Genomic DNA, 26,112 nt, shown 5'->3' with positions numbered 1-26,112 from the left:
CGATCAGAACGATACCCAGGACGGATGACGTCGAGAGTACCTGACTCGGGGCGCGATGGAATGCCCCGACGAAAGCCCATCAAAAACGCCACCCGAGGGTGGCGTTGTCGACATGCCTACGTGATGCAAAAGTTACTCGGCCGGCGTGCTGGCCTGATGGAAGTGCACATCGCGCTGCGGATAGGGAATGCTGATGCCGCGCTCATCGAAGGTCAGCTTGATGCGTTCGGTCATGTCCCACTTCAGCGCCCAGTAATCGGAGGCCTGACACCACATGCGGAAGTTGAAGTTGACCGAGCTGTCGGCCAGCTCTGACACGGCGATCAGGTAGGACGGCTCCTTCATGATGCGCTCGTCACCGGCGACCAGCTCCTCGAGCACCGCCTTGACCTGACGGATGTCGTCGTCATAGCTGACACCGACCACCAGGTCCAGACGCCGCGTCGGCAGCGCCGAGTAGTTGGTGATGGTGTTGGACATGACGCTGGAGTTCGGCACGGTGACCTTGCGGTTGTCCGGCGTCACCAGGCGGGTCTGCAGCATGGTGATCTGATCGACGCTACCGGAGGTGCCGGCGGCTTCGACGTAATCGCCCTTCTTGAACGGACGCAGCGTGACCAGCAGGAAGCCGGAGGCCAGATTGGACAGCGAGCTCTGCAGCGCCAGACCGATCGCCAGACCCGCCGCACCCAGCGCGGCGATCATGGAGGTGGTATCGACACCGATCTGGTCCAGAGCGGTCAGCAGCACCATGACCACCAGGATGGCGTAGGCGATCTGGCCGACGAAACCGGCCGCCGCCTCGTCCATGCTCTTGCGGTGCAGCAGCGAGGTCGCCCACTGGGTCAGGCGCTTGGCGACCCACATGCCGAAGACCAGCACGGCCAGCGCCGACAGCAGGGTTCCGCCCCATTGCAGCCCTATCTCGAACAGCTGACTGGTATCCATGGGGATGGCATTCAAAAATTCCACGACAACTCCTTGAGCATCCCTTGCGTGGCGGTCAGCAGACCACCGGGTGCTTTATCGTTATAGGGCACGAGGCGCGCGCCGGGGACGCACTGACACTCGGCCGAACGGATCATTGGGTATTCACGCGCACACAATTTACCTGACTATCGGCGTCACGTCAGTGCTCTTGCCGCTGAAGCAGCGTGCCCTGACAGGCCATTCATCCATTCAGGGCTGCGCCCGAGCGGGCGTCAGTCCCAGCGGTGAGCGCAGCGTCAGCGCGTCCAGGCGCAGGCCCACGGGAAACTTGTTGGCATCCAGGCCCGCATCGCGCGGCGCGATGGGCGGCGGCCCCTTGAGGGTCAGGCTGAAGCTGCCGTCGCTCGCGATCAGCGCGGCGGGCACCTCGACCTCGAAGCGCTCATAACGGCCGCCTACCGGCCAGCGCGTGACGGTCTGCTCCCCGATCATGACTTCCACCGGCAGCGCGGCGGCCGAATCCGGGAAGCGTGACAGCTCAAGCGCCACGACCACGGCCTGCGAGCCTGCCGGCGAGACCTCGGGCGCCACCCGCAGGCGCAAGGTGACCTCCGCCAGCCGCGCACTGACCGGCACATCTGGCTGGGGCGAGTAGAAACCGGCCCACAGCACGCCGCAATTGCCCAGCGGCTCGCCCTTGCGGATGGGGTAGCGCTCACCGGGCGTCAGTACCGGCACCTCGCCCATCGGCCGGTAACAGGTGGTGGCATGCTCGATGAAGTAGCGCCGGTAGTGATCATCGACCCTGGGCGTGCGCGCCAGCCACAGCAGGGTGAGTTCGAAGGCCAACACCACCACGGTGGCCAGCAGCCACCAGACCCGCTGGCTGCGCCGTGGCCGTGGCGCGCCATACAGGGCATCAGACGAGCCAGAAGACGGTGTCATACCAGTTCTCCACCAGCCAGAGATTAGCGAGCGCGCCCAGCATGACCAGGCCCCAGGCCAGCATGCGTGGCAGACGAGTGAGCAGGTCATGCAGGGCCAGCACGAACACCGGCATGCCGATCATGTAGCGCGGAATAGCGTCCAGCCCGGTCGCCAGCGGTACGAACAGCGTGAAGCCCGCCAGCCCCATCTCCAGCCAGCGCCGCTGCACGCCCAGCCAGCCGATCAGGCCGACACCGACCAGCGCCATGCTCGCCTGCCACGCCGGGCGCAGCGTCTCCGGCGCGCTCTGCCAGTAGCTCAGCCCTTCAATGAGGTTGGTGAGGGGATTGCCCATCTCACGGCCCCAGGAAATCTGCACATGACTGAAGGCCAGCGCGTCACCCGTCCGGTGATAGAGCAGCGCCATGAACAGGAACAGCCCCAAGGGCCCCACCACGCCGATCAGCAGCCAATCGGGCCGCCGCCACAGCTCGGCGAAAGCCCGCAGGCGCAGGCGCGCCACAAGCTCGATTCCCATCGCGATGACCCAGAACACCCCGGTGGCGCGGGTCATCGACAACAGCAGCGTCCAGAGCATCACGCGGCCGGTACGCTGACAGCGCCAGTCGATCAATGACGCCAGACACAGCAGCCAGAACAGTGACTCGGAATAGAGCGCGCTGAAATAGAAGCTGTACGGCATGCTGGCCGCCAGCCACACGAACAGCAGCAACGGCGCGCCGGGGCGCGTGATGGCCAGATAGCGACAGCCCAGCCCCAGCGCGACGGCCAGCAAGGCATTGCTCAGGAGCACGCCCATCAGCTCGGGGTCCAGCTGACCGCCCAGCGTCACCAGCCACAGTAGCGCCGGATAGAGCGGGAAGAAGGCCCAGTTGGCGGCGTCGCCATCGCTCATGCCGCGCGCCTCGACATCGTAGCCGCGCGTCATGATGCCCTTGAACCAGCTGCCGTCGAACTGCGCCATGGCGTGCAGATAACTGTGATCGCCCCACAGCGCGATGGCGAGCCAGACGGCGCGCGTCACCAGCAGCGCCAGCAGGATATGCCCCCAGGGAATGCGCACGGCCTGCGCCCGCGCGAGTGCCTCGGCAGGGGGCGGCGTCTCGGCTGCCAATGTCTTGAGGCGCTCCCCCAGCGTCGAGCGCGGTCCTGCGGTGACGCTGTCATTCATGCATGGTCTTCCTTGAAGGCCCACAGCCGTGAGGCCAGATAGGTCATGATCGGCACCGAGAGCGTGGCGATCGCGATGGCGACGAAGCCCGACAGATCCAGCCCCTGCATCAGCAGTGCCAACAGGCCATTGTTGAGCGCAAAGCCGCCCGCCGCGACCAGCCCGAAACGCCAGGCACTGCCCTGGCGCTTGAAGGTCAGCCGGCGATGGCCGACCAGCGAGACCTGAAAGGCGACGCAGAAGGCAATGATATTGGCGATGAATTCATTGAGCTGCGGCCACAGGAACAGCAGCAAGGCGGCGACGCCCAGGTGCACGCCCGTCGCGGCCAGCCCGACCAGCCCGAAGCGGGTCGCGGTGCCCGCCTCCTCCCTGGCGCGGGCAGTGACTGGCCTGTCGGACTCGCTGACGCCCTCACGATCAGCGCTCAAGTGATTCACCTCGCGCCGCATCGCGTGACGCGCCGCGCACGACTCGCGCAGTGCTCAGGCCGCTATCGAGGCCCCTGTCCGGTGACACGCTGCCCGGCGGGCTGTCGTGCAGGCTGTCATGGTCGATCAGGTAAAGCGGACGCTGCTTGGTTTCCATGAACAGACGACCGAGGTATTCGCCCAGCACGCCGATCGAGATCAGCTGCATGCCGCCGAAGAACAGGATCGCGACCATCAGTGAGGCATAGCCCGGCGCATCGGCGCCGAACAGCACCGTCTTGCTGATGATCACCAGGATATAGAGGAAGGACAGAGCGGCGACGACACTGCCGATATAGGTCCAGACCCGCAGCGGCCAGGTCGAGAAGCTCACCACGCCATCGAGGGCGAAGTTCCACAGCTTCCAGTAGTTGAACTTGGTGGTGCCGGCCGTGCGCGACGGGCGCTGGTAGGTGACGCCCACCGAGCGATAGCCGGGCCATGAGAACAGGCCCTTCATGAAGCGATTGCGCTCGGGCAGGCGCCGCAGCGCCTCGACGACACGGCGGTCCAGCAGGCGGAAGTCGCCCGCATCGCGCGGTATCTCGGTGAAGGTCAGGCGGTTGAAGACGCGATAGAACCAGCCTGCCGTCTTGCGCTTGGTGGCGGTGTCTTCATTACGCGCGGCGCGTACGCCATAGACCATGTCGTAGCCGGCCTGCCATTGGCTGATGAACTCGAGAATCACCTCCGGCGGGTCCTGCAGATCGACATCCATCGGCACGATGGCATCGCCACGCGCCTGCTCGATGCCGGCGGACATGGCCGCTTCCTTGCCGAAGTTGCGTGTCAGGCTCAGGTAGCGCACGCGGGCATCGCCGGCCGCCGCGGCCTCCAGACACGCCAGGGTGCCGTCGGTCGAGCCATCATCGACGAACAGCACTTCAAGGTGTGGCACCTGCGAGCCCAGAGTCTTCTCGATGGCCTCCAGAAAGAGACCGATGGTCTCCTCCTCGTTCATCACCGGCACCACCAATGACAAGACCCAGTCACCGGAAAGGCGGCGCGACATGTCGCGGGGAATGTGCCCCGACGAGGACTGCCGGCCAGACGCCTGGCCGCAGGATGCATCAGCTGAAGACCGCATGGTATTTCCTCCATCGAGAGCCCCGTCATTCATACACGCCAGGGCATCATCATCTGACAAGGTGAGAGTGAAGAGGACACAGGTGCTGCACCAGCGGCTTACCAGACACTCTCCCGTTCTCGATCGGCGCCCCTCCTCCCTCCGCTCCATTACCTCTTGGGGCCGAGGGCGACGAATACAACGCAGCGTCAATGCTGACGGTGACCAGCGCGAACCGGTCTGCCGGCTGCAAGAATCCGTGAAAAGCTCCGCACAGCGCCAGACATCGGCAAGGGCTTGCGAGGGTTTACGAGGGCTTGCGAGAGCGGTCTGCGCGGGTCATTGAGCGCGACACCACCTCGCTGCGTTATAGAGCCTGCGGCCTCAACAAGTAAAGCCTGAATCACTCAAGGGCTCGCAAGCCATGCCCTTGAGCCATGCCTTTAGCCCTAAACAAACACGGCCGCTCCAGGGAGCGGCCGTGTTTGTTGATGTAATGATTAGAGCCCGCGCAATCGCGTTACTGGCTGGACGCGAGGGTCACCAGCGTGATGAGCAAAAGACACCAGCTCAGCGGCGCCCCCAGCAGCCAGGCGCGGGTCGCATGGCGCGGCACCAGGCCGACGCCATGCGTGAAGCCGGCGCCCAGCCCCCACAGCGCGACCAGCAACATCAGATAGCGCGGTCCTGTCTGCATCGAGGCTATCGCATCCGGCCCCAGCAGCATCCAGATGGCCACCATGGCAGACAGCAGCAGCGAGGCCAGATGGGCAGGTCGAGTTCGGCACCAGGCCGGTGGTCGTGAGGCGTACCAGGGTCGTGACATCGAGCTCTCCTTGATCGGAACGGTCAGCGGCGCAGAAGTAACGTTGGGGGCCGCCTCACTCAATCATCGTCAAAGGTGTGGGTCTGCTCAAGCCACAATGCATTGATGATGCCCGCGAAGCAGGCCAGCAACACACCGAGAATCCAGGCGAAATACCACATGGTGTCGTCTCCTGGCGAGGGCACTGCCCTCGCCTGTTGATAGCAAATGGGAGCAATTGGCTCAGCTAGCTCAACTCAATTCAGATCAGCTCAACTCAGATCAGCTCAACTCAGGTCAGCGCACCTCAATACAGGCTGTGACCGTCCTGCTCGATATGCGCGACGGTGACGCGACGCCACATCTTCACGTAGCACCAGGTGGTGTAGAGGATGATGGTCGGCACCATCACCAGCCCCGCCACGGTGACGATGGAGAGCGTCAGCTCGCTGGAAACGGAATCCCACAGCGTCAGGCTGGCCTCGCTCATGCGCGAGGACGGCACGATGAACGGGAACATGCTGATGCCCGCGGTGGCGACCACACCCCCTACCCCGACGGAGCTTGCCGTGAAGGCCGCGCCGCCCTTGCGCCGGGCCGACAGCACCATCGCGGCCAGCACACCGACCACTGCGCTGAGCGGTGCCAGCAGCGTCAGCGGCTCACGCGCATAGACATCCAGCCAGCTGCCTGGCCCGACCTGCTTGTCGAGCAGCTTCAAGGCCGAAGCGGTATCGCCCATCTGATCGATGCTGTAGCCCATGCCGGACAGCCACACCCACAGGCCGCCCAGCGCGAACAGCCCCAGCGTCAGCAGGCCCAGCGGCTGCACCAGACGCGCGCTGCGTGCGGCGACGGCCTCATCGGCACGTGCCACCAGCCAGGTGCCGCCATGCAGCATCACCATCACGATGGACAGCGCCGCACACAGCAAAGCGAAGGGGTTGAACAGCCCCAGGTAGCTGCCGGCGTAGCTGGCACGCATGAACTGATCGACTTCCAGCGGCACGCCCTGCAGCAGGTTGCCGAAGATCAGCCCGAAGAAGGCGGTGGGAATCAGGCTGCCGGCGACGATGCCGCGGTCCCACCAGCCACGCCACTGGGTGTTCTCGAGCTTGGAGCGATAGTCAAAGCCCAGCGGGCGGAAGAACAGCGAGAACAGGATGGTCAGCATCGCGAAATAGAAACTGGAGAACACGGCGCCGTAGACCACCGGCCACACCGCGAACACCGCGCCGATGGCGGTGACCAGCCATACCTGATTGCCATCCCAGTGCGGGGCCAGGGTATTGATCACCACACGGCGCTCGCTGTCATTGCGGCTGACCAGCGGCATCAGCATCGCCGCGCCCATGTCCATGCCATCGGTGATGACGAAGCCGATCAGCAGCAGCCCTACCGCCACCCACCAGAACAGCTTGAGGATCTCGTAATCCCACATGATCCGTTACTCCTTGAATGACAGCGAAGGATTGAGTGACATGCCGTCATCTTCGGACATGGCGCCATGGTGGATGCCGCTGCGCTCGAAGTGATAGCGACCGGTGTGCAGGGAAGACGGCCCCTTGCGCGCGAAGTGGAACATCAGCCACATCTCGATGACGAAGAACAGGCTGTAGAAGGCCAGGAAGCCACCGATGGACCACCACAGGTCGGACTCATCCAGACTCGAGGCCGCCATGAAGGTCGGCAGGATCTCCCCCACCGCCCACGGCTGACGCCCGAATTCGGCCACGAACCAGCCGGTTTCCACGGCGATGAACGGCAGCGGGATCGACAGCAGGCAGATCCACAGGAAGGGCCGCACGTCGAAGCGCTGCTTGGCGGTCATCCACACCGCCGCGATGAAGATCACCAGCATCGCCATGCCGCAGGCGACCATGATGCGGAACGAGAAGAACATCGGCGCGACCGGCGGAATCGAGTCGGCGGCGGCCTTGTCGATCATCTCCGGCGTGGCATCTGACGGAGTCTCGACGTAGCGCTTGAGCAGCATGCCGTAACCGAGATCATCCTTGACCGCATCGAAGGCCTTGCGGGTCGCGATGTCGTCCTGGCCATCACGCAGCTGCTGGAGCAGGTCATAGGCCTGCATGCCATTGAGGATGCGTCCGCGGTGCTCCTCGGTCAGCTCCTTGATGCCGGGAATCTCGGTATCCAGCGAGCGCGTGCCGATCAGGCCCATCACATAGGGAATATGGATGCCGTAATCGGTGTGCTGGGTCTCCTCGTTGGGCAGACCGATCAGCGTGAAGGACGCCGGCGCCGGCTCGGTTTCCCACATCGCCTCGATGGCGGCCATCTTGGCCTTCTGGACATCCCCGACTTCATAACCGGACTCATCGCCCAGCACGATCACCGAAGCCACCGAGAACAGACCGAAGGCGGCGGCGATGGCGAAGCTGCGCTTGGCAAAGCCCAGGTCACGCCCCTTGAGCAGGTAGAAGGCGCTGATGCCGAGCACGAACATGGCGCCGGTCACATAGCCTGCCGACACGGTATGCACGAACTTGGCCTGGGCGACCGGGTTGAAGATGACATCCGCGAAGCTGGTCAGCTCCATGCGCATGGTCTCGAAATTGAAGGCCGCACCGACCGGATTCTGCATCCAGCCGTTGGCGATCAGGATCCACAGCGCCGAGAAGTTGGAGCCGAAGGCCACAAGCCAGGTCACCATCAGGTGCTGACGCTTGGTCAGGCGGTCCCAGCCGAAGAAGAACAGGCCGACGAAGGTGGACTCGAGGAAGAAGGCCACCAGGCCCTCGATGGCCAGCGGCGCACCGAAGATGTCGCCGACGTAATGCGAGTAGTAGGCCCAGTTGGTGCCGAACTGGAATTCCATCGTCAGGCCAGTGGCCACGCCAAGAGCGAAGTTGATACCGAACAGCTTGCCCCAGAACCTGGTCATGTCCTGGTAGACCTGCTTGCCGGTCATGACATACAGGGATTCCATGATGGCCAGCAGGAAAGCCATGCCGATGGTCAATGGTACGAACAGGAAGTGGTAGAGCGCGGTCATGCCGAACTGGAACCGCGACAGCTCCACGACGGTATCGGAGATCATGTCTTAACCCCTTTGCGATAAGGCGGACGGTCAGGCTGCCGTCCCTGCATGCGCTTGCCACCGACGTCGGACGGACACATCAGGCCGACTCTCGCCGGCAAGCACACAGGCAATGGCACCGTGGCACCAAGACCTTGGTCGGCATTGTCTACCCTCCCGCGCCAGTCTCCAGATGTCAGGTTGTCGCACTCACCGGGCGCATGTCGCACCCGCTACCTCCGCCAAGTGCCTGCTGTCACTGGACAACTCCGCTGCAAGCCGCATGGATGCTGGAGCGGCGGGCCTCGCTGGCCTGGCGCCATCTCAACGCTGACTCTGCGCACCCCTGCGCGCGCTGCGACCATCGACCACACTGCGACGTTGCACCACGCTGCGACCGACTGGCGCACCCAAGCGCCGCCAGTCGCCGCGCAGCAAGCCATCACGGCCCCGCGCCATTGACGCGCTGGGAAGGAGAGTTTTGTGCCGCAGGCCTGTCACTTCCCCAGCAGGCTAACTATCATGGCCAGTCATCGCAGCGCTCACCGCCAAGGATTGCCAGTGAACGCTTACCGCCTATCACCCGAGACCGTGATTCCTACCTGACATGACGCATCGCTCCCCCATTCATCCCTCTGCTGGTCACACCGCCACCACCAGCCCCAGCGCCACGGCGCCGCGCGGCCACGGCGATTACTGCGAAGCCGGCCTCGCCCGCCTGCTGGAGCAGCACGACCTCAATAGCTTCGATGCCCTGTGGCAAGTGGCAGCCCACGACGTCGACGCGCCGAATCGTGAACGCGGCGGCGTCTCGACGGTTTCGCTGCTGACGCTCGAGGATGAGGACGGCAACAGTCATCGCCTCTATCTCAAGCGCCAGACCAACCACCTGGGCCGCAGCCTGGCGCGCCCGCTGGGCGAACCGACCTTCTCTCGCGAATGGCGTGCCATCCGCCACTATCACGCGCTGGGAATACCGGCAGTGGACGCCGGCTGGTACGGCGAGCGGCGTGCTGGCCGGGAATGGCGCGCCATCCTGATCACCTTCGATCTCGCCGGGCGCGATGATCTGGATCACTGGCATGAACGCTGGGCGGAACTCGATGCCGGCATGCGCTCTCAGGTCATCACCGCCAGCGCCCGCCTCGTTCGCGAGATTCATCAGGCTGGCCTGATGCATGGCTGTCTGTTCCCCAAGCACCTCTTCCTCAGTCGCCCGCCGAGTGAGTCGCCGAACAGCACCTGGCAGATGGACGCCGTCATCATCGACCTCGAGAAGACGCGCCGCTTCGTGCTGCGCCGCCACGAGTGCCTGCGCGATCTCTACGTGCTGTGGCGCCGCCTGAAGAGCTGGCAGCACGATGAATGGCGACAATTTCTTGCCGTCTATCGCGATGCGGATGCGCAGAGCGCCGAGGTCAGTCAGTGGCTGAAAGAGCTGGAAGCACGCGCCGCACGCAAGCGGCGCTGAGCCTGCAGAGGCCGGAAATGACCTTTGCGTAGTGAACACTAACCTCGCGCACGGCATGCGACCAAGGTCTTGGTCACCTTGCGCGAGGATGAATGGGGATGTCGCTCGAATGCGTCACCACAAGTCTCACTCGTGAGACATTAAACTTCCCTGAAATAATCGGTAACATCCGCTAACAGGACGCCTAATAAGTTTTCAAACAACGTTCTAAAAAAAGCTTGCCAAACAGAACGCTGTTTTTTATAGTTTGCAGCGTCCCCTGATCGACGCAGCCACGCAGAGCACACGGCCCAAGCCGTAGGGTAGCGAGGCACTGCTGACAGGCAGCTCACGAAGCCAAGCTTCAAGGAGAACTACACATGAAAGCTATCAAGATCCTGACCGCTACTGTTATCGCCGGCACCATGGCAATGGGCGCACAATCCGCCATGGCATATGGCAAGGGTGATACCTTCCTGCGCGGTGGCGTTGCCAAGGTCGACGGCAAGAGCAACAACGGCAACGGTCTGATCGCCAAGGACGAGTCTGGCTTCGCCGGTTCCGTGGGCTACATGTTCCACGACAACCTGGCCATCGCCCTGCAGTCCACTGAAGAATTCAGCACTGACTGGGAAAACAGCGCCGGTGGTTTCGATCAGATGCCGATCAACCTGATGCTGCAGTACTACCCGCTGGGCGGTACTGAAGCCCGCGTCCAGCCGTACGCTGGTGTCGGCCTGAACTACACCCACTTCTCCGGTGAGTCTGCCGGTGGCCAGAGCATGGACATCGACGACAGCTACGGCGCCGCTGCCGAGCTGGGTGTGGACCTCAAGATCACCGAAGCCTGGGCCGTCAACGGCTTCGCTCGTTACGCCGACGTCAAGGCCGATACCAAGATCGCCGGACAGGACGTGAACGACACCGAGCTGGACCCGGTCACTGTCGGTGCCGGTGTCACCTACCGCTTCTAAGTCCTTGCACGAGGCGTGAACATGCCTCCAGCGAGTACCTGGCAAGCCGTGTGATGCCGCGTCATGAAAACGTCAGCGATGGAGCTCGGCAACGCCGAGCCGTCCAGGCGCCAGATGGGCATCACACACAAACGCCGCAGACCTTCGGGTCTGCGGCGTTTTCGTTGTGGGCAGCCAACGGCTACATGGCCGATCTTCAGCGACGTGGCGCAGAAATTGACCTGGATCAACCACGTCCCTGACCGAGCAAGAACGCCCGTAAACTCTTGCCCCAGATCAAATTTCTCGAAATTCGGCTACCTAGAATGAGGGCATTGTTTCCCGCCATCCTTCAGGAGCCATCATGTCCGACGTCGTCTCTCGCTCAGCCTCCCTCCCCGCGCACCTGACTTCGCGCAGCCCGCGCTCTGCGGCACGCCCGTGGCAGATTCTGGCACTGGCAGGCCTCACCAGCCTCGCGACTCTCGGCGCCACACCGGCCATGGCCGCCGACTCGCTGAATGCCAGCTCTCACAGCTCTCTCAACTCTCTCAGCTCGCTCAACTACGGCGCCGGACAGTTCTGGACGCGTGCAGGTGTCGCCAAGGTCTCGCCGAAGAGTGACAACGGTCGCATCGATGCCATCGGTGCCGACGTGGATGTCGATGATGACAGCGCCTTTGCCTTCACTCTCGGCTATCGCTTCACCGACACCTTCGGTATCGAGCTGCTGGCGGCGCAGGATTTCGACCACGACATCTCGCTCAATGGCCAGAAAGCCGGTTCCGTCGATCACCTGCCGCCGACCCTGACACTGCAGTACTACCCGCTTGGCGGACGTGAATCGCGCATTCAGCCGTACATCGGCGCGGGCGTCAACTACACCCACTTCTCCGATGAAACCCTCGACGATGGCACCAAGCTCGAGATGGATGACAGCTGGGGCGCGGCCGCACAGATCGGCGTCGATCTGGTGATCAACGAGCACTGGGCGGCCAACGTCGCCGCCTGGTATCTGGATATCGATTCCGATGTCACCGTGGCGGGCAGCGTCAACGACAAGGTCGAGATCGACCCCATCGTGACCATGGCCGGGATCAGCTATCGCTTCTGATCAGCCACTTCCTGGCTAGCGCTTCTGACTGGTCAGAAACGACAACGCCCCGCCAGCCCATCTCGGGCCGGCGGGGCGTTGTGCGTTGTGCGTTGTGCGTTGTGAGTTGTGCGCTCGGCACGCCTCAGCGCGGGGCGGCTTGCCCGCTGTTCGTTACCGAGGCCTTGGAAGTTGCTGAAGCTATTGAGGTTGAGGGCGTTGAAGGCGAAGGCGGCATGGCGTCGTCGGCCGGCGCCTTGCTCACCTTGCCCGGACGCGGGCGGTCCAGCACCAGCCCCAGCACCACCAGTGCCGCGCCCGCCACCATCAGCGCGGTCCACTGCTCATCGAACAGCCACCATGCCATCAGCGCGGCACACGGCGGCACCAGGAAGAAGGTGCGCGCGACCTGATGGGCCTCGCCCCGCTCCAGCATCAGCATCAGCAGCCAGATGGCACCGACCGAGATGGCGATCACCAGCCAGGCCATGGTCAGCAGCAGACGCGGCGTGGGGTCAAAGGCAAAGCTGCCGACACTGGTCGCCGCGACGACGAACACCGCGCCCGCACCGAGATACTGGAACATCAGCCCCTCGACCAGCCCCATGCGCCCGGAGACCCGCTTCTGCCACAGCGTCGAGCTGGACACGCCGATCAGCGCCACCAGGCACCAGACGAGCCCGATCAGCGGCCACTCCAGGGTACCCGCGCCATCCTTGGCAAGCCCTGCCCCCAGCACCAGACTGACGCCGATGGCGCCACAGCCAAGCCCCGCCCACTGCTTGGCGCCCAGCCGCACGCCGAACAGCGGCAGTGACAAGGCCGCCGTCACCAGTGGATGCAGGCTGACCAGCAGCGCCGTCAGGCCCGCCGGCAGCCCCGCCTTGACCGCCGCGAACACGCCGCCCAGGTAGGCGCCATGCAACAGCATGCCAATGCCCATCTGCGCCAGACGGTCATTGCGCCGGCCCCACTGACGCGGCTTGCGGCGCAGCCATAGAATCAACCCCAGCACCGGCAGCACCAGCAGGCTGCGCACCAGCAGCAAGGTGAAGGGTTCAGCGTCCAGGGTGCCGAAGCGCGCGGCGATGAAGCCGCTGGCGAACAGAAACACGAAGCAAAGTGGCATCCACATCACGCAGACTCCAGCGAGAGAAATGACAAGCGGTCGGCCCATAGGCAGGTGCAGGACGTGCACCGACGGGACCACGACATGAGCCTTCAGCTTGCCGCGAACCCTCAAGGGGGCACAAGATACAGATAATCACCAATTCAAGGGGTACAGACAGGCATGTCATCCGCCGAGCACGCTTCGTCCGCCAGCCGCCCTTCGCTTGCAGGCCCCGCCATCAACTCAACCACCAGCTCAACCGCCAGCTCAGGCGCCACAGCCGCGACGCTGCCGCGCTATCAGCAGCTGGTCGAGCGGCTCAAGACCCAGATGGCGACGGGTAAACTGAGCGCGGGACAGCGCCTGCCTTCGCTCAGGCGGCAGGCGGCGCAGTCGGGGCTCGGCCTCAACAGCGTGATTCGTGCCTATGGCGAGCTGGAGGCGGCGGGCCTGATCATCGCCGAACCGCGTGCCGGCTATCGGGTCGCGCCAGCGACGCAGGCTGCTCACGACGCGGATGCCCTGAATACCGACTCACAGACCAGCCCGGCTTCATCTCGCCACCCCGACGAGCTAGAGCACGGGCAGCGAGAGTCACATCACAGGCCGCGCGCCATCACCACCCTCACCATCAGTGACCCGGCCTGGCAGGCGATGGCGAATGCCAGTGATCCGCGCCTGGCGCCGTTAGGTGCCGCTCACCCAGAGCTGGACGCCCCCGCCGTGCGTCGCCTGTATCGTCTGGCGCGCACTCAGCTCGGGGCGCATGCCCAGCATCCCAGCGCCTATGCCCTACCGCCGGGCTCGAGCGCGCTGCGCACCGCCATCGCCCAGCACCTCAGCCACCACGGCCATCCCTGTGACAGCGACGCCCTGTTGATCAGCCAGGGGGCGCAGCATGGCATGTCCCTGCTGCTCGGCCAGCTGCGTGCCGCCAAGGGCCGCTGTCGGATCGGCGTCGAAGCGCCGGGCTATTTCGGCATCGTGGCTGCCATCGAAGCCCAGGGCCATCAGGCGATCGCCATTCCGGCCCGCGCGCACCAGGGACTGGATGTCGCGGCGCTCGAGCGTCTGCTCGAACGTCATGATGACAAGACGCCCGCCCTGACGCTGGATGCCCTGATCGTGACCGCGGATGGCCACAATCCCCTGGGCGGACAGCTGAGCACGCCAGATCGCCACCGCCTGCTGGCACTGGCGGCCCGCCACGCCATCCTGCTGGTCGAGAACACCACCTTTGCCGAGCTGAGCTTCGATACCCGCCAGCCGTGGCTGGCCGACCTCGCCCATCGCCATGCCGACAGGCCGATGCCTGCGCTGATCAGTCTCGGATCATTTTCCAAGACGCTGGACCCCCGCACCCGCTGCGGCTGGCTGTGGCTGTCACGGCCCGAGCAGGAGTCACCACTGGGGCTGCAGGCGATGATTCGGGCGCGCTGGGCCAATGGCATGGGCGACATGCCGTGGATGCATGCTGCCCTGAGCGAACTGATCACCAGCGGGGATTACGGCCGCCACGTGCAGCGCATGCGACGCTGCTATGCGAGGCGCCTGGAGCGTCTGCGTGCGCACCTGAGCACGGCGCTGGGTGACCGAGTCTGGCTGCCGCCACCGAGCGGCGGCTATCTGCAATGGTGTGGCCTGCCCAGCCTTGAGGCGCGCCAGCTTGAGCAGTTGCATCAGGAGCTGCTGAATGCAGGCATCGCCACCCTGCCCGGCAGCCTGTTCAATGCCGAACAATCCGGCCTGCGTCTCAATGCGGCCCAGCTCGGCGAGGAAGCGATGCAGAACGCTGCGCGGCCCTCTGACGAGATTCCCCGCCAGCAGGAGATACTGGCGCGCCTCACCGCTCACCTGCAAAAAGCCCTCGCACAGGGCGAGGGCTGATTGAGGTGCGATGTCTGGATTTGCTTATGGCACAGACTGTCAGGCCATGCGCAGCGCCTGCTCGCGGCGACGTGCCCACACCTGATTGATCACCAGTGCCGCCACGATGACCGCCCCACCCAGCGCCAGACGCGCCAGGTCGGCGTCGCGGTTCCAGATCAGCAGATTGACCAGCAGGCCCGCCGGCACCAGCGCATTGTTCATGATCGCCAGCGTGCCGGCATCGACCCGCGTCGCGCCCTTGTTCCACAGGAAGTAGCCCAGCCCCGAGGCCACGATGCCCAGCCAGCCCAGCACCACGAAGTGCACCGGCTGCGACGGCAGCTTGTCGGTACTGCCGAACAGCAGGAACATCACGATCACCAGCGCCAGCGCGCCGAGATAGAACCAGCCGAACACATGGCGATGGGCGACATCCGCCGGCAGCTGCGGAGCAACCTGACGATAGGCCACCTGCCCGATGGCAAAGCACAGATTGGCACCCTGCACGACCGCAAAGCCGAGCCAGAAGCCGTCACTGACCCCGTTGTAGCGAATGATCGCCGCACCCAGCACCGCAATCGCGGCGGTCAGCAGGTAGAATGGCGACAGGCGCTTGTTCATCAGGTCATCGAGCAAGGTGATGTAGATAGGCGTGAAGATGGTGAACAGCAGCACTTCCGGCACGGGCAGCAGCAGGAAGGAGCGATAGAAGAAGATGTACATCAGGCCGAGCTGGATCGCGCCGATGGCCATCAACTGGAAGCGCAGACGACCGCTGATCGCCCGCGGGCGCATGAACGGCGCAAAGATCAGGCACGCCAGCACGATACGCGTCAGTACGGCCAGATAGCTATCGACCTGACCGGACAGATAGACGCCGATCAGGGAAAACGAGAAGGCCCAGAGGGCCGTGACACCAATCAGGTAGGACATGACGAGTAAACTCGGTAGCCAGAAGAAGTTGACACCAATTGTAACCCTCTATGCGCTGCTCGCGCAGATCCGCCGGCTGGATTTTTCGTCACGCTCCGGCCCGGCCTCGCGCAATGCCTGGTCTGGCCAGGGAAGCGGCGAGGTGACGGTCACCCGCGAAGCCCCAGCCTTCCCCCACGACGGGTCACGACAGGCGGCTCAGCAAGAGGAGGAGAGTGTGGTATTTCTCGAGCAGGGCCAGTTCCAGCTCGAGGGCCAGTCATCCAGCGTCAACTTCCACAACCGCTATCGCTGGCAGCTGGCTGCGGATGGCGAGGCGCTGTCGCTCAGTCATGAACGTCGTGGCCGCGATGCCGCCGTCTTCCTGTTCGACTTGGTGGCCGACAGCGCTCGAGGCGAAGATCACTTCGTCAGTCGTGAAGCGCATCTGTGCATCGATGATCTCTACGCCGCCACGCTGGTCATCGTGCGCGATGAGGTGGGCAATGCCCTGGGCTTTGATCTCGACTGGCGCATCACCGGCCCGCGCAAGGATGAACACCTCGCCTACCGCTATCGCTGCTGAGCGCGACCAGCACTGGCAAAGACCGCTGACGGCGTATGACGGGGCCGCTGGCAGCACATGAAAACGCCGCTGACGGAGTGATCCGTCAGCGGCGTTTTTGCTCTGGCAGTCGATACTGACAGTCGATCCTGGCAGCCGATCAGGCCAGCAGACGCGCCTTGAACCACTCACCGATCGCCTCGATTTCCTCGAGACACACGGCGTGCGCCATCGGCCAGGTCTGCCATTCAAGTGGATGACCCAGTGCACGCGCACTCTCGGCGCCCGCCTCACCCAGTGCCAGCGGCACGATATCGTCGTGGGTACCGTGATGGACACTGAGGGCCAGGCCCTGATTGGCGGCGCTCGGCGCAATGGTCGCGCTGGTCGCGAAATAGGTCGAGAGCGCCAGCAAGCCGCCCAGCGGACGCTCGCAGCTCAACGCCGCCTCATAGACCACCGCACCGCCCTGGGAGAAGCCGGCCAGAATGATGCGCTCACTGGCGATGCCCTGGGCGATCTGCTCCTCGATCAAGGCATGCACGTAGGCTGCGGATTCACGCAGCTGCACCTCATCGACGCGCCGGCCGAGATTCATCTCGAGAATGTCGTACCAGGCCGGCATGCGCATGCCGCCATTGACGGTCACGGCCAGCTCCTGTGCATGCGGGAAGACGAAACGCACGCCGTGATTCTCAGGCAGACCCAATGCAGGCACCACGGGCACGAAATCACTGCCGTCAGCACCCAGGCCGTGCAGCCAGATCACGCAGGCATCCGCCTGGGCGCTCGGCTCGATGATCTGAGGGGCACGGTGGCCATGCTGCTGTGATGCGTCACTCATGTTCAGCTCCGGTCGGTAAGAAGGGGAATGCCGCCCAGCCTACCATTGACGCTGGCATCTGCCATGCGATGAGGCTGGCAATCTCACGATGAACAGGCAAATTGCCCTGTCACTCGACGCCCGCCAGCCTCACCGATGCCATAAACGCCATGATGACAGAATATCTTCAGCACCTGTCAATCAAGGGTTCTGCCAATCAAGGGTTCTGGTGCTATTGCAGAATGTCGGCCAGTTCGTTCACATCCTTCACGACATGATCGGGCTTCTTTGACAGCGGGAACAATGCCTTGCCCGGGCGGGCGATGAACGTGGTCTGCAAGCCCGCCTCCTTGGCGCCCGCGACATCCCAGCCATGTGCCGCGACCATCATGGCTTCCTCGGGTTCGACATCAAGCTTGTCCAGCACCCATTCATAGGAACGCAGGTCCGGCTTGTAGATCTGGATATCTTCAATGCTGTAGCGCGCATCGAAATACGGCAGCAATCCCGCGTTTTCGAACTGCGCCTGGACGCCCTTGTTGGACGAGTTGGTCAGGCTGACGATCTTGTAGCCTTCCGCCTTCAGCCTGGCCAGACCTTCCTTGACATCAGGGTGAGGCGGGAGTGTCAGCAACGGGGTGATGATGGCCTTCTTCGCCTGCTCATCCGTCAATTCGACACCGTTGTTCTGCGCGACCACCCGCAACGAGGCGACACCGATCTGCCCGAAATCGTGGTAATCCCGAGTCACGGTAGACACCAGAGAATAATGCAGCATGGTCGAGAACCACAGGGGCAGCAGGTCTTCTCTTCCCCCCAGTGCCTCGCCGACGGAACTGCGCATCGAGGCAAGATCCAGCAGCGTTTCATTGACATCGAAGATCAGCACCTTGGGCTTTTCGACGACATCACCCGCCATCACACTCCCTGACATCAGACCAACGCCCAACACCAATGAACCCGCCACTTTCTTGAGTTTTCCGCGCACCATCATGGGCCTCCACTTGATTGATATCATGGCATCCTGCCTCGGGATATCCGACATGCAGGCCGGCAATCAACAACGTTTAATCACCGTGATGCATCATGACATCCACACAGTGAACTGCCGATGAATCCTTACGAATCATCTGGAAAACCCTCAGAATATTGCGGGCATCAAGCAAGGTGCCATACACAGAGTCGACCAGCCACTTGCTGTGCCCTTCTGGAATCCGGGCATAAAAAAACCCGCCATGGTGGCGGGCAATGAATGTCGGGACAGCGACACCCAGGACAGGAAAGCGTTTGAGAAAGGGTTTTGCCACCAGGTCGTTCTAGAGGGGATGGTGGAGGGTCCCAAAGCCCTTGCTCAAGCGTTCTGCTCACTATCCAAGTGTCTCTACGTCTGGGATATTTCCTTTCGCTCTCCCTGAATGTCGGTAGTCACTGGCTGCGCATCAGTGCCTACGCCTTCAATCGTCGCTGCGCGGTGATTCAAGCAGTGGCAATCAAATCACAGCGCTTCAATTGTTTCGCAATGACAACTTGCGGCATGAAGTCATGTGAACCGAGTCGTGTGAACCGTCAGCATCGAAAGCTCAGCGATGGTCAGCGTCGATATCGACTGCACCATGCACATCACTATCGGCAAACACATTGCCACGGCTGGTGATCAGAATGTCAGGATTTGCGGCGTAGCGCTTTTCGCTCTTCTGATAATCACGCACTTCGCTGTGGATGCCGTGAGATTGAGCGCTATTGAATCGCACGTTACTGCTGTCATCAGTGCTGATATCGGCACTGGCCAGACCGCTGGTGGCGAGGGCAAACGCTGCCAGGCCGTGAGTCATGAATGACTTGATCATCTTTCTATCCTCCGTTCATTTTCACTATCGAGTTGCCATGAAGTGACACATCATTGATCACTTCAAGTACTGGGTATATCCAGGCGGGATATCTATCAGAGTCGATAACTGACATCACCCACGTGACCTATTGATAAAGACCATCAACAAGCACTACCCACAAGGATGCGGTTTACGATGGCGCGATATTCAGGCTTGCCCATGGCGGGACCCTTCTACGTCATCGTACGAGGCACGGGGCGTCGCTGCGCGGGATGACTCCCGACAGATACCGGCCATTTCAGGAAGGGTCAGACTGTCGTTTCACTTCGCGACGAGGTATCACCTGGCGATCAGTGTCAGTGACACTGCTTTACGACTGGCTTGTTCACGCTTTTGATTCTTCGAGCTCTTATGTCTCCAAGCCCTTATGTCTCCAAGACCTTATGTCTTCAAGCTCTAGCTACTTAAAACTCTTGCTGCTGCTCATGACGACACTTGCTACGGGGACGCTTGGGTCAGTTGCTGCCATGCGTGGTCACGAATCAGAGCGGGGCTCAGACAACCTGAATCAGACAACCTGGCTCAGACAATCTGGCTCAGACGCTTTCGCTCAGAGCATGCTGGACGCGAGTCGCGGAAACACTCTTGCCAGCATCGTTGACGAATTGCTGTGAGTCGGACGCCAGGGTCTCGCGCTGACCTTCGATCGCAGCATCGTTCAAGGAGCTTTCGACACGACCCGCGGCAACGCTCATGCCGGTATCGGCAAAGGTGGCTTGCTCGGCGGCGGCGGACTGGGCCTGGCCGTGGATGCTGGATTCGCTGAGCGCAGAGCGCACCTGAAGGTCAGCGACGCTGTCTGCCAAGGCAGCACCGGTGGCAGCAACGGAAAGCGCGGTGGCGGCGATGAGGGTATTGAGCATTTTCATGAAATATCTCCAGTGAAATCTTTTATCGGGTCAACCGGGTAAAAAGGTCAGCCAGGTCGCAAGCAGAGTCCTTGTTCGCTGCCGTCAGTGTGACGGCGCGACGCATCAGGCGTTGTCGTTCAGGGCATGCTCGACACGTGACGCGGCAACGCTCTTGCCGGAATCATTGACGAACTGCTGGGTGTCGCGAGTGACCTGCGCCTGCTGGCCCTTGATGGTCTGGCTGTTCAGCGCCTGCTCGACACGGCTGGCCGCAACGCTCTTGCCTGCATCGGTGATGGCCTGCTGCTGAGTGGCTGCCTGCTGAGCCTGACCGTGGATCACGGATTCACTGATGTTGGCGCGAACCTGCTGGTCGGCAACACTATCGGCATTGGCGACGCCAGTGGCGGTCACGGACAGGGCAACGGCGGCGATAAGGGCATTGAGGGTTTTCATTAGATGACTCCAGAAAAAGTGAATAGCGAATAGATAAAAGGGAGATCAGTGCTGCTGTGGTCCCGGGCCTGAGGCCATGAATCAGGACCTGCAGACTCAGGCGTTGCCGTTCAGCGCATCTTCAAAGCGTGATGCCGCGACACTCTTGCCGTTGTCGTTGCTCAGACTCTGGCCGCGGGAGACGGCGTGCGTCTGCTCACCCTTGATGGTGTCGGCGTTCAGGGACTGTTCGACACGGTTGGCAGCGGCACTCATGCCGGACTCGGCAGCATTCAGCTGCGTCGCGGCGGGCTGCGCCTGGCCGTGGATGACCTGTTCACTCAGTGCGGCACGCACCTGGGCATCGGCAACACTTTCATCAGCGGTGGCAACGCCGGTGGCAGCAATGGAAATGGCAGCGGCGGCGATCAGGGAAGTCAGGGTTTTCATGATGATTCTCCAGAAATGGGCAAGGATCGAATGTCAGGTGAGGCGATGTTCGGGGGTCACCGAGTTGTCAGCGTGGCCCACTCTGCTTCAGGCGTTGTCGCTGATGCGCTGCTGAACGCGGCTAGCGGCGACGCTCTTGCCCTGATCATTGACGGTGGCGTTGGCCTGGGACACGGCAGCGGTATCGACGCCACGGATGTGGTCAGCATTGAGCGCCTGCTCAACGCGACCGGCAGCAACGCTCATGCCCGTTTCGGAGAAGCCCTGCTGGCTGGTGGCAGCCGGCTGAGTCTGGCCCATGATCTGCTGGCTGCTGATGGCGTTCTGGACGCGCACGGCGGCAGGGCTATCGTCGGCTGCGAATACGGAGGTGCTGGCAGTGGCGATGGCGACGGTAGCGATCAGAGTCTTGAGGGAAATGTTTTTCATGGTGTATCTCCTGGTCCTGGTGCGGATGCTTCCGCTTTGAGTCGTTGTCAGTCAGTGAAGGAGTGGTTTGCTGACCCCTGTCCGGGTCCTGGCCTTCACTGACTGTGGTGCGTGCTGCGTTTCGATTATTAACAGACTAATTGTTATGCTGCGCTCAAACTAGCCGTGCAACTGGAAGCTCACTGTTTCTCTTTGAGCAACGCCACTGGAAACGAACGGCCTTCCCCAGCGCTTGCCCCTACTGCCCCTCTCATCACCCATAAAGCTATTGCAGCGGTTCTGAAAAAGACTTGTACAACATGGAGAGTGCAAGAATTCCTTGTTTGCGTGCTGGCCCATCCCCTTGAGCGGCGCTTCGGCCTGGCAGATCACTATCGACTTTGGTTGAGGAAGACAGTGTCTCGCCCACCACCTTGGTCGAACATGCTGCACGCTGCAGGGTGTGTCTTGCTGTGCTGATGAGTTATACGTCGCCACAGCAGAACTGGATGCCACAAAAACAAGAAAATGCGTATTTTTCTTTCTGCTTTGGCTGAGACGCCTGAAAACAGCGTCTAGCAGCAAGAAATTGTGCACATCAATCTTTACGAATATTCATTGACCGATTGTTCAGGGTGTGGATTCTGCCCCTCACACTGTCAGTCGGTGACGCCTTGCCCACTGATGTCGAGAAGATTCATGTCGCTCGACAACCAAGAGCTCGAGGTCAATACCGCCTCATCAGCCCTGCATATTTGCTGCAACGTTGATGGAGTGCATTGTGAACCTCGCGAGCCGCGGGATATATCCCCGCGCCGGAACAGGATTGATTCTCTCATCGAATCAATTCAGCGCTCTTCCAACCCGGACTGAAGCACCCTCACCCACCCACGCGAAGTAATCTCAACGTTTTCAATCGCTTAGGCGACCCATGCAACGATGTCAAAATGATGACAGCCTGGGGACGGCCGTCGCATTTCCGGCGGTGGACGGCAGAACGTGGTGGAAGAGCGTCAAGAAAACGGCGAGAAAGTGTCGCGTGAGCAGCGCTAGGCTGGCGTAAAGGGTCGGGTAAAGAGTGGCGAGTGAGGGAAAGGAGCGAGAAGACAGAGAGAGCAGAGAGTGGGAGTGGAGGAAGGGAAAGGAGAAGGGAGTAGATAGAGGGAGAGAAGGAGCACCAGCAGGACACCACGGCCGGCAAGCAGCACTCGGCTCGGTTCACACAGAGCCAGCCCCGAACGAAGTCGCGCATTATCGACCGTCATCCGACGTGGGATACACTGGCGTCATGCCTATCGAGCCCGAAGCCCAATCCCATGCATCGCCCGGTGCAGCCGAGTCATCGCCCCCTTTTGCCCAATGGGCCGACTCCCCCTGTGCGACCGGCCGCGACCTGCGCCGCGACTGCGCGCGCTACAGTCACCCGCGCGTCAGGGATATCGCCTGGCTTCTGAGTGCCCCGGACCTCTTGCAGCTTGCGCGTTACCCGCGCCCGTCCCTGGCGGCACTCGGGCTGGAGGATGACCGCGTCCGCCACCGCTGGCTGATGACACTGGAGCAGGCGCCCCACGCGCTCGAGGCCGCCGTGAATGAGCGCCGCCACTATCGCCTGGGCCACTACCATGAGCTGCTCTGGCAATTCGTGCTGGCACACGCGCCCGGCAGTCACCTGCTGGTCAACAACCTCAGGATTTCCCAGGGCAAGATCACGCTGGGCGAGCTGGACATGCTCTATCTGGCGGCGCAGGACACGGCGCCCACGCACCTGGAGGTCGCGATCAAGTTCTATCTCGGCCTGCCAGAAGGCCCCGAAGCGGCTGACAGCCCGGCACGCTGGATAGGCCCCGGCGGCGCCGACAGCCTCGCCATCAAGTATCAGCGCAGCCTTGAGCATCAATTGCCCCTGGCCTATACCGAGCGCGGACAGCAGACGATCCGCCAGGCACTTGCCAGACAAGCACTGGCCAGACAGGCAGGCGCGAGCGAGACGAACTCACCGCTGGCAGAAGATCCGCCTGCCCCGCTGCTTGCAGGCCAGCAACTGGCATTGCCCGGTTGCCTGTTTCGCCCCTGGCAGCCAGATATAGCTCCCGCCGACTGGCTGCCCCCGCCCCGCCATTGCCATCCCGAGAGTGCGCGCCAGGCCGGCTGGTGGATGAGCGTCAGTCAGTTCGCTGCCTTCTGTCAGACCCTCGAGGCCTCCCCGATACATGACGGCCCGCTGTTGGGCTGTGTCAGGGAAAAGCCTGCCTGGCTGGCCGCCCCGCCCGTGGCGTCGCTACAACCATGGCATGAACTTGACCGCTGGCTGCGCGATCACTTCGTGCCACCTGCCGCTGACGACCTCAGGCCGGACGAACCGGTTCAGCAAGTCACGGCGGCTCAGCAAGACGCGCCGGCTCAGCAGCATAGCCGCCAGCGCACGCATCAACACCCCCGCCAGCTGTGGCTGGAGCGCAGCGTGGCGGCGCCTGACGGCGAGCCGACCACCGCCAGCTCGCCCCGCCAGCAATGGCGGATCTTCGTGGTGCCGGACGACTGGCCGAGCTTCATTCCACTACCGCCCCCGGCGCCTGCCGCGCAGTGAGCCTGCCGCGTGGCTTGCTGATGGCTTTGTCTTGCCACGTGAAATCAACGATAATGCGCCGCGTCAGATCAGGGTGGCGACAATCCATCAGCCTGATCTCGCCATTCGGCCCGCGCGCAACACTACCCCGCTGCTCCCGGGTCTGCTGGTGACCCACCCCTGTCGCTAGCCAACGGCTTCTCGGCACGTCTTCTTGCCTGACCGACCACCTCATCGGTCACCTGATGACGCCTGCTGCAACGCATCTGCTGAATCCGTAGGACGTCATAGTGAAAACACGACTTTCCAGCCTCGACATCGTGGCGCTGGGCTTCATGACCTTTGCCCTCTTTCTGGGCGCAGGCAATATCATCTTCCCGCCTCAGGTGGGTCAGGGCGCGGGTGCCGAATTCTGGCCGGCGGCACTGGGCTTTCTGGCCACCGGTGTCGGCATGCCGCTGGCCGGTATCGTCGCGGTGGCCGTGATCGGCGGTGGCCTCGACAAGATCACCTCGCCGTTGCCCAAGTGGGCAGCCGCGGCCTTCGGCGTCGCCATCTACCTGTCCATCGGGCCGATGTTCGCGATTCCGCGCACCGGCACCGTGGCCTTCGAGATGGGCATGCGCCCCTTCATCGACATGTCAGCACAGAGCGGCCTGGCCCTGCATTCGGTGCTGTTCTTCGGCATCGCCACGCTGATCGCGCTGAGCCCGGGCAAGTTGATGGATGTGGTCGGCAAGTGGCTGACGCCGCTGCTGATCGCGCTGCTGGCGCTGATCGCGCTGTTCACCATCATCGACCCACAGGGGCCGCTGGGGCCGGTGAGTCCCGAGTGGGCCGAGGCGCCGTTCATGACCGGCTTCCAGCAGGGCTACCTGACCATGGATGCGCTGGCCTCGATGGTGTTCGGCATCCTGATCGTCTCGGCGATCAAGGCACGCGGCATCACCGCGACCGCTGACGTGACCCGCTACACCCTGTGGGCCGGCGCCATCGCCGCCATCTGTCTGGCCGCCGTCTACCTGCCGCTGACCTACATGGGCGCCACCAGCCATGCACTGGTCAGCGAAGCGGCCAAGGGCGAACTGATCCCGGTCTACGTCGAGGCACTGTTCGGCGATGCCGGCAAGCTGATCCTGGCGCTGGTCATCACCCTGGCGTGTCTGACCACCGCGGTGGGCCTGTTGACCTCCTGCGGCGAGTTCTTCCATCGCCTGCTGCCGAGCGTGCCCTACCGCCTGCTGGTGATCGTGATGGCCGTGGCCTCGGCGTTGATCGCCAATCTGGGCCTCTCGACCCTGATCAGCGTCTCGATTCCGGTACTGGTGACGCTCTATCCGCTGGTGCTGGTGCTGACGCTGCTGTCCTACCTGCGTCCGCGCCTGCATGATGCGCCGCGCGTGTTCGCCTGGACCCTGGGCCTGACGCTGCTGGTCAGCCTGCTGGATGGCTTCGAAGCCAGCGGCATCGACTCGCTGATGGCCATCTCGCACCGCATCGAGCCGCTGCTGCCGCTGGCCTCGATGAATCTGGGCTGGCTGGCGCCGGCGCTGGCGGGGCTGATCATCGGCATGCTGGCCAGCCGTCGTGACCAGACGAACCTGGACCCGGCACTGGCCGCGCAGGACTGAGGCTCACGCCAATCAGTCGCGCGGCGTGACCAGAAACACGAAAGCCCGCCTCTCCAACGAGAGGCGGGCTTTTTGTTGCGACATGACAGGTGACAGAAAACAGATGACAGGCACCCGTCAGCTATCAGGCGACCGTCAGCGCGGCGTACTACGCGACAGGCCCAGCTGAGCCAGGGTGGCGTCATCCAGCGCATGCACGGCCTCGACGCCGCTCAGTGCCGTGAAGTAGTCCGGCGTCAGGAAGTCACGCCCGCCAAGCAGGTGCTCCAGATACTCGCGTGCCGGCTTGAGGCCCTCGGCGGTGCGCTCGGGCAGCGCCACATACACCCAGGCGTCGATCACGCCTTCGCGGGTGACGATGGAATGAAGGAAACGCTCATATTCATGCGGGCGGCCTTCGAAGGGGTCCATCAGCGTGATCTGCTCGGCCTCGAGCAGCTCATACAGCACGCCTTCGACGCGCTCGCCCGGCGCAGGCTGCACGTTGGCATGCGCGATACCATCGACCCGAGAGGCCTTGTCGAAACTCAGGCGATGCTCTTGCAGCCAACCATGCACGGCCCGTCGCGTCTCGCCGATGCGTGCCTCGACACGCGCCGGATTCATGTTGCTGCCGTAGGCGAAGTAATAGGCCATGCAAGCTCCTGACAGTTGTCTCGAGGCGCAATGCGAG

At 62.9% G+C, this 26,112-nt stretch carries 27 protein-coding genes; 7 read left to right on the top strand and 20 right to left on the bottom strand.

The genetic code is table 11. The features are described 5' to 3' along the window. Positions 1-132: 132 nt before the first annotated feature. From LCW13_RS05705 to LCW13_RS05665, 9 genes are all read right to left on the bottom strand, one after another. Positions 133-972: a mechanosensitive ion channel family protein gene (locus tag LCW13_RS05705; RefSeq protein ID WP_225347778.1), complete on the bottom strand. Its 840-nt coding sequence runs from the start codon at positions 970-972 to the stop codon at positions 133-135. Between the two features lie 207 nt (positions 973-1,179). Next, positions 1,180-1,875, bottom strand: coding sequence for a hypothetical protein (locus tag LCW13_RS05700; protein WP_153635385.1), 696 nt, complete (start codon positions 1,873-1,875; stop codon positions 1,180-1,182). Then, positions 1,850-3,049, bottom strand: a complete 1,200-nt coding sequence (locus LCW13_RS05695) for a hypothetical protein (protein ID WP_153635384.1) — start codon at positions 3,047-3,049, stop codon at positions 1,850-1,852. The genes LCW13_RS05700 and LCW13_RS05695 overlap by 26 nt, the downstream gene beginning before the upstream one ends. Then, positions 3,046-3,480 (bottom strand): GtrA family protein, encoded by a 435-nt coding sequence (locus tag LCW13_RS05690; RefSeq protein WP_172978632.1) that lies wholly within the window; start codon positions 3,478-3,480, stop codon positions 3,046-3,048. Before LCW13_RS05690 ends, LCW13_RS05695 begins: the two co-directional genes overlap by 4 nt. Beyond that, on the bottom strand, positions 3,470-4,606 hold the full coding sequence (locus LCW13_RS05685) for a glycosyltransferase family 2 protein (RefSeq protein ID WP_225347777.1): 1,137 nt from the start codon (positions 4,604-4,606) through the stop codon (positions 3,470-3,472). The genes LCW13_RS05690 and LCW13_RS05685 overlap by 11 nt, the downstream gene beginning before the upstream one ends. 499 nt (positions 4,607-5,105) lie before the next feature. Continuing rightward, positions 5,106-5,411 (bottom strand): cyd operon YbgE family protein, encoded by a 306-nt coding sequence (locus LCW13_RS05680; RefSeq protein ID WP_082388798.1) that lies wholly within the window; start codon positions 5,409-5,411, stop codon positions 5,106-5,108. Between the two features lie 59 nt (positions 5,412-5,470). Beyond that, a complete protein-coding gene (gene cydX / locus LCW13_RS05675) occupies positions 5,471-5,572 on the bottom strand; it encodes a cytochrome bd-I oxidase subunit CydX (protein ID WP_024951692.1) in 102 nt (33 codons plus the stop codon). Positions 5,573-5,697: 125 nt separating this feature from the next. After that, positions 5,698-6,831 (bottom strand): cytochrome d ubiquinol oxidase subunit II, encoded by a 1,134-nt coding sequence (gene cydB, locus LCW13_RS05670; protein ID WP_172978631.1) that lies wholly within the window; start codon positions 6,829-6,831, stop codon positions 5,698-5,700. A gap of 6 nt (positions 6,832-6,837) precedes the next feature. Then, a complete protein-coding gene (locus LCW13_RS05665; RefSeq protein WP_153635381.1) occupies positions 6,838-8,454 on the bottom strand; it encodes a cytochrome ubiquinol oxidase subunit I in 1,617 nt (538 codons plus the stop codon). A gap of 586 nt (positions 8,455-9,040) precedes the next feature. Here LCW13_RS05665 and LCW13_RS05660 point away from each other — a divergent pair. From LCW13_RS05660 to LCW13_RS05650, 3 genes are all read left to right on the top strand, one after another. Next, positions 9,041-9,904 (top strand): lipopolysaccharide kinase InaA family protein, encoded by an 864-nt coding sequence (locus tag LCW13_RS05660; protein ID WP_153635380.1) that lies wholly within the window; start codon positions 9,041-9,043, stop codon positions 9,902-9,904. 359 nt (positions 9,905-10,263) lie between these two features. After that, positions 10,264-10,857: an OmpW/AlkL family protein gene (locus LCW13_RS05655; protein ID WP_043335424.1), complete on the top strand. Its 594-nt coding sequence runs from the start codon at positions 10,264-10,266 to the stop codon at positions 10,855-10,857. A gap of 481 nt (positions 10,858-11,338) precedes the next feature. Beyond that, the gene (locus tag LCW13_RS05650; protein WP_153636803.1) at positions 11,339-11,950 is read left to right on the top strand and encodes an OmpW family outer membrane protein; all 612 of its coding nucleotides are present in this window, start codon (positions 11,339-11,341) and stop codon (positions 11,948-11,950) included. A gap of 124 nt (positions 11,951-12,074) precedes the next feature. On the opposite strand, the gene LCW13_RS05645 is transcribed toward LCW13_RS05650, so the two are convergent. Further along, positions 12,075-13,064, bottom strand: a complete 990-nt coding sequence (locus LCW13_RS05645) for a DMT family transporter (RefSeq protein WP_172978630.1) — start codon at positions 13,062-13,064, stop codon at positions 12,075-12,077. Between the two features lie 156 nt (positions 13,065-13,220). Between LCW13_RS05645 and LCW13_RS05640 the strand changes: the two genes are divergently transcribed. After that, a complete protein-coding gene (locus LCW13_RS05640; protein WP_153635378.1) occupies positions 13,221-14,927 on the top strand; it encodes an aminotransferase-like domain-containing protein in 1,707 nt (568 codons plus the stop codon). A 39-nt stretch (positions 14,928-14,966) separates the two neighbouring features. On the opposite strand, the gene LCW13_RS05635 is transcribed toward LCW13_RS05640, so the two are convergent. Then, positions 14,967-15,842, bottom strand: a complete 876-nt coding sequence (locus LCW13_RS05635; protein ID WP_153635377.1) for a DMT family transporter — start codon at positions 15,840-15,842, stop codon at positions 14,967-14,969. Here LCW13_RS05635 and LCW13_RS05630 point away from each other — a divergent pair. After that, positions 15,841-16,407, top strand: a complete 567-nt coding sequence (locus LCW13_RS05630) for a DUF6314 family protein (protein WP_153635376.1) — start codon at positions 15,841-15,843, stop codon at positions 16,405-16,407. The two genes, LCW13_RS05635 and LCW13_RS05630, sit on opposite strands and share 2 nt — an antisense overlap. A gap of 139 nt (positions 16,408-16,546) precedes the next feature. Here the strand turns inward: LCW13_RS05630 and LCW13_RS05625 are convergent, their stop codons facing one another. The 8 genes from LCW13_RS05625 to LCW13_RS05590 form a co-directional block, all read right to left on the bottom strand. Beyond that, entirely contained in the window at positions 16,547-17,230 is a 684-nt protein-coding gene (locus LCW13_RS05625) for an alpha/beta hydrolase (RefSeq protein ID WP_153635375.1), read from the bottom strand. A gap of 211 nt (positions 17,231-17,441) precedes the next feature. After that, entirely contained in the window at positions 17,442-18,254 is an 813-nt protein-coding gene (locus tag LCW13_RS05620; protein ID WP_225347775.1) for a haloacid dehalogenase type II, read from the bottom strand. Positions 18,255-18,276: 22 nt separating this feature from the next. Then, positions 18,277-18,516: a hypothetical protein gene (locus LCW13_RS05615; protein WP_153635374.1), complete on the bottom strand. Its 240-nt coding sequence runs from the start codon at positions 18,514-18,516 to the stop codon at positions 18,277-18,279. A gap of 273 nt (positions 18,517-18,789) precedes the next feature. Then, complete coding sequence (locus LCW13_RS05610; RefSeq protein WP_054556802.1) at positions 18,790-19,056, bottom strand: hypothetical protein; 267 nt, start codon at positions 19,054-19,056, stop codon at positions 18,790-18,792. 578 nt (positions 19,057-19,634) lie between these two features. Next, on the bottom strand, positions 19,635-19,967 hold the full coding sequence (locus tag LCW13_RS05605) for a hypothetical protein (protein ID WP_153635373.1): 333 nt from the start codon (positions 19,965-19,967) through the stop codon (positions 19,635-19,637). A 105-nt stretch (positions 19,968-20,072) separates the two neighbouring features. Beyond that, complete coding sequence (locus LCW13_RS05600) at positions 20,073-20,405, bottom strand: hypothetical protein (protein WP_043335408.1); 333 nt, start codon at positions 20,403-20,405, stop codon at positions 20,073-20,075. Positions 20,406-20,501: 96 nt separating this feature from the next. Further along, on the bottom strand, positions 20,502-20,834 hold the full coding sequence (locus tag LCW13_RS05595) for a hypothetical protein (RefSeq protein ID WP_153635372.1): 333 nt from the start codon (positions 20,832-20,834) through the stop codon (positions 20,502-20,504). An 87-nt stretch (positions 20,835-20,921) separates the two neighbouring features. Beyond that, the gene (locus tag LCW13_RS05590; protein ID WP_153635371.1) at positions 20,922-21,263 is read right to left on the bottom strand and encodes a hypothetical protein; all 342 of its coding nucleotides are present in this window, start codon (positions 21,261-21,263) and stop codon (positions 20,922-20,924) included. Positions 21,264-22,530: 1,267 nt separating this feature from the next. Between LCW13_RS05590 and LCW13_RS05585 the strand changes: the two genes are divergently transcribed. Further along, entirely contained in the window at positions 22,531-23,829 is a 1,299-nt protein-coding gene (locus tag LCW13_RS05585; protein ID WP_153635370.1) for a DUF1853 family protein, read from the top strand. A 269-nt stretch (positions 23,830-24,098) separates the two neighbouring features. Then, complete coding sequence (brnQ, locus tag LCW13_RS05580; protein ID WP_197738709.1) at positions 24,099-25,439, top strand: branched-chain amino acid transport system II carrier protein; 1,341 nt, start codon at positions 24,099-24,101, stop codon at positions 25,437-25,439. 135 nt (positions 25,440-25,574) lie between these two features. On the opposite strand, the gene LCW13_RS05575 is transcribed toward brnQ, so the two are convergent. Continuing rightward, on the bottom strand, positions 25,575-26,075 hold the full coding sequence (locus tag LCW13_RS05575) for a gamma-glutamylcyclotransferase family protein (RefSeq protein WP_153635369.1): 501 nt from the start codon (positions 26,073-26,075) through the stop codon (positions 25,575-25,577). Positions 26,076-26,112: the final 37 nt, after the last annotated feature.

It is taken from the genome of Cobetia amphilecti (assembly GCF_020217465.1).
Lineage (GTDB): Bacteria > Pseudomonadota > Gammaproteobacteria > Pseudomonadales > Halomonadaceae > Cobetia > Cobetia amphilecti.
The sequence above is the reverse complement of the archived record's forward strand: the minus strand, read 5'-3'. Positions and strand labels throughout refer to the sequence as shown.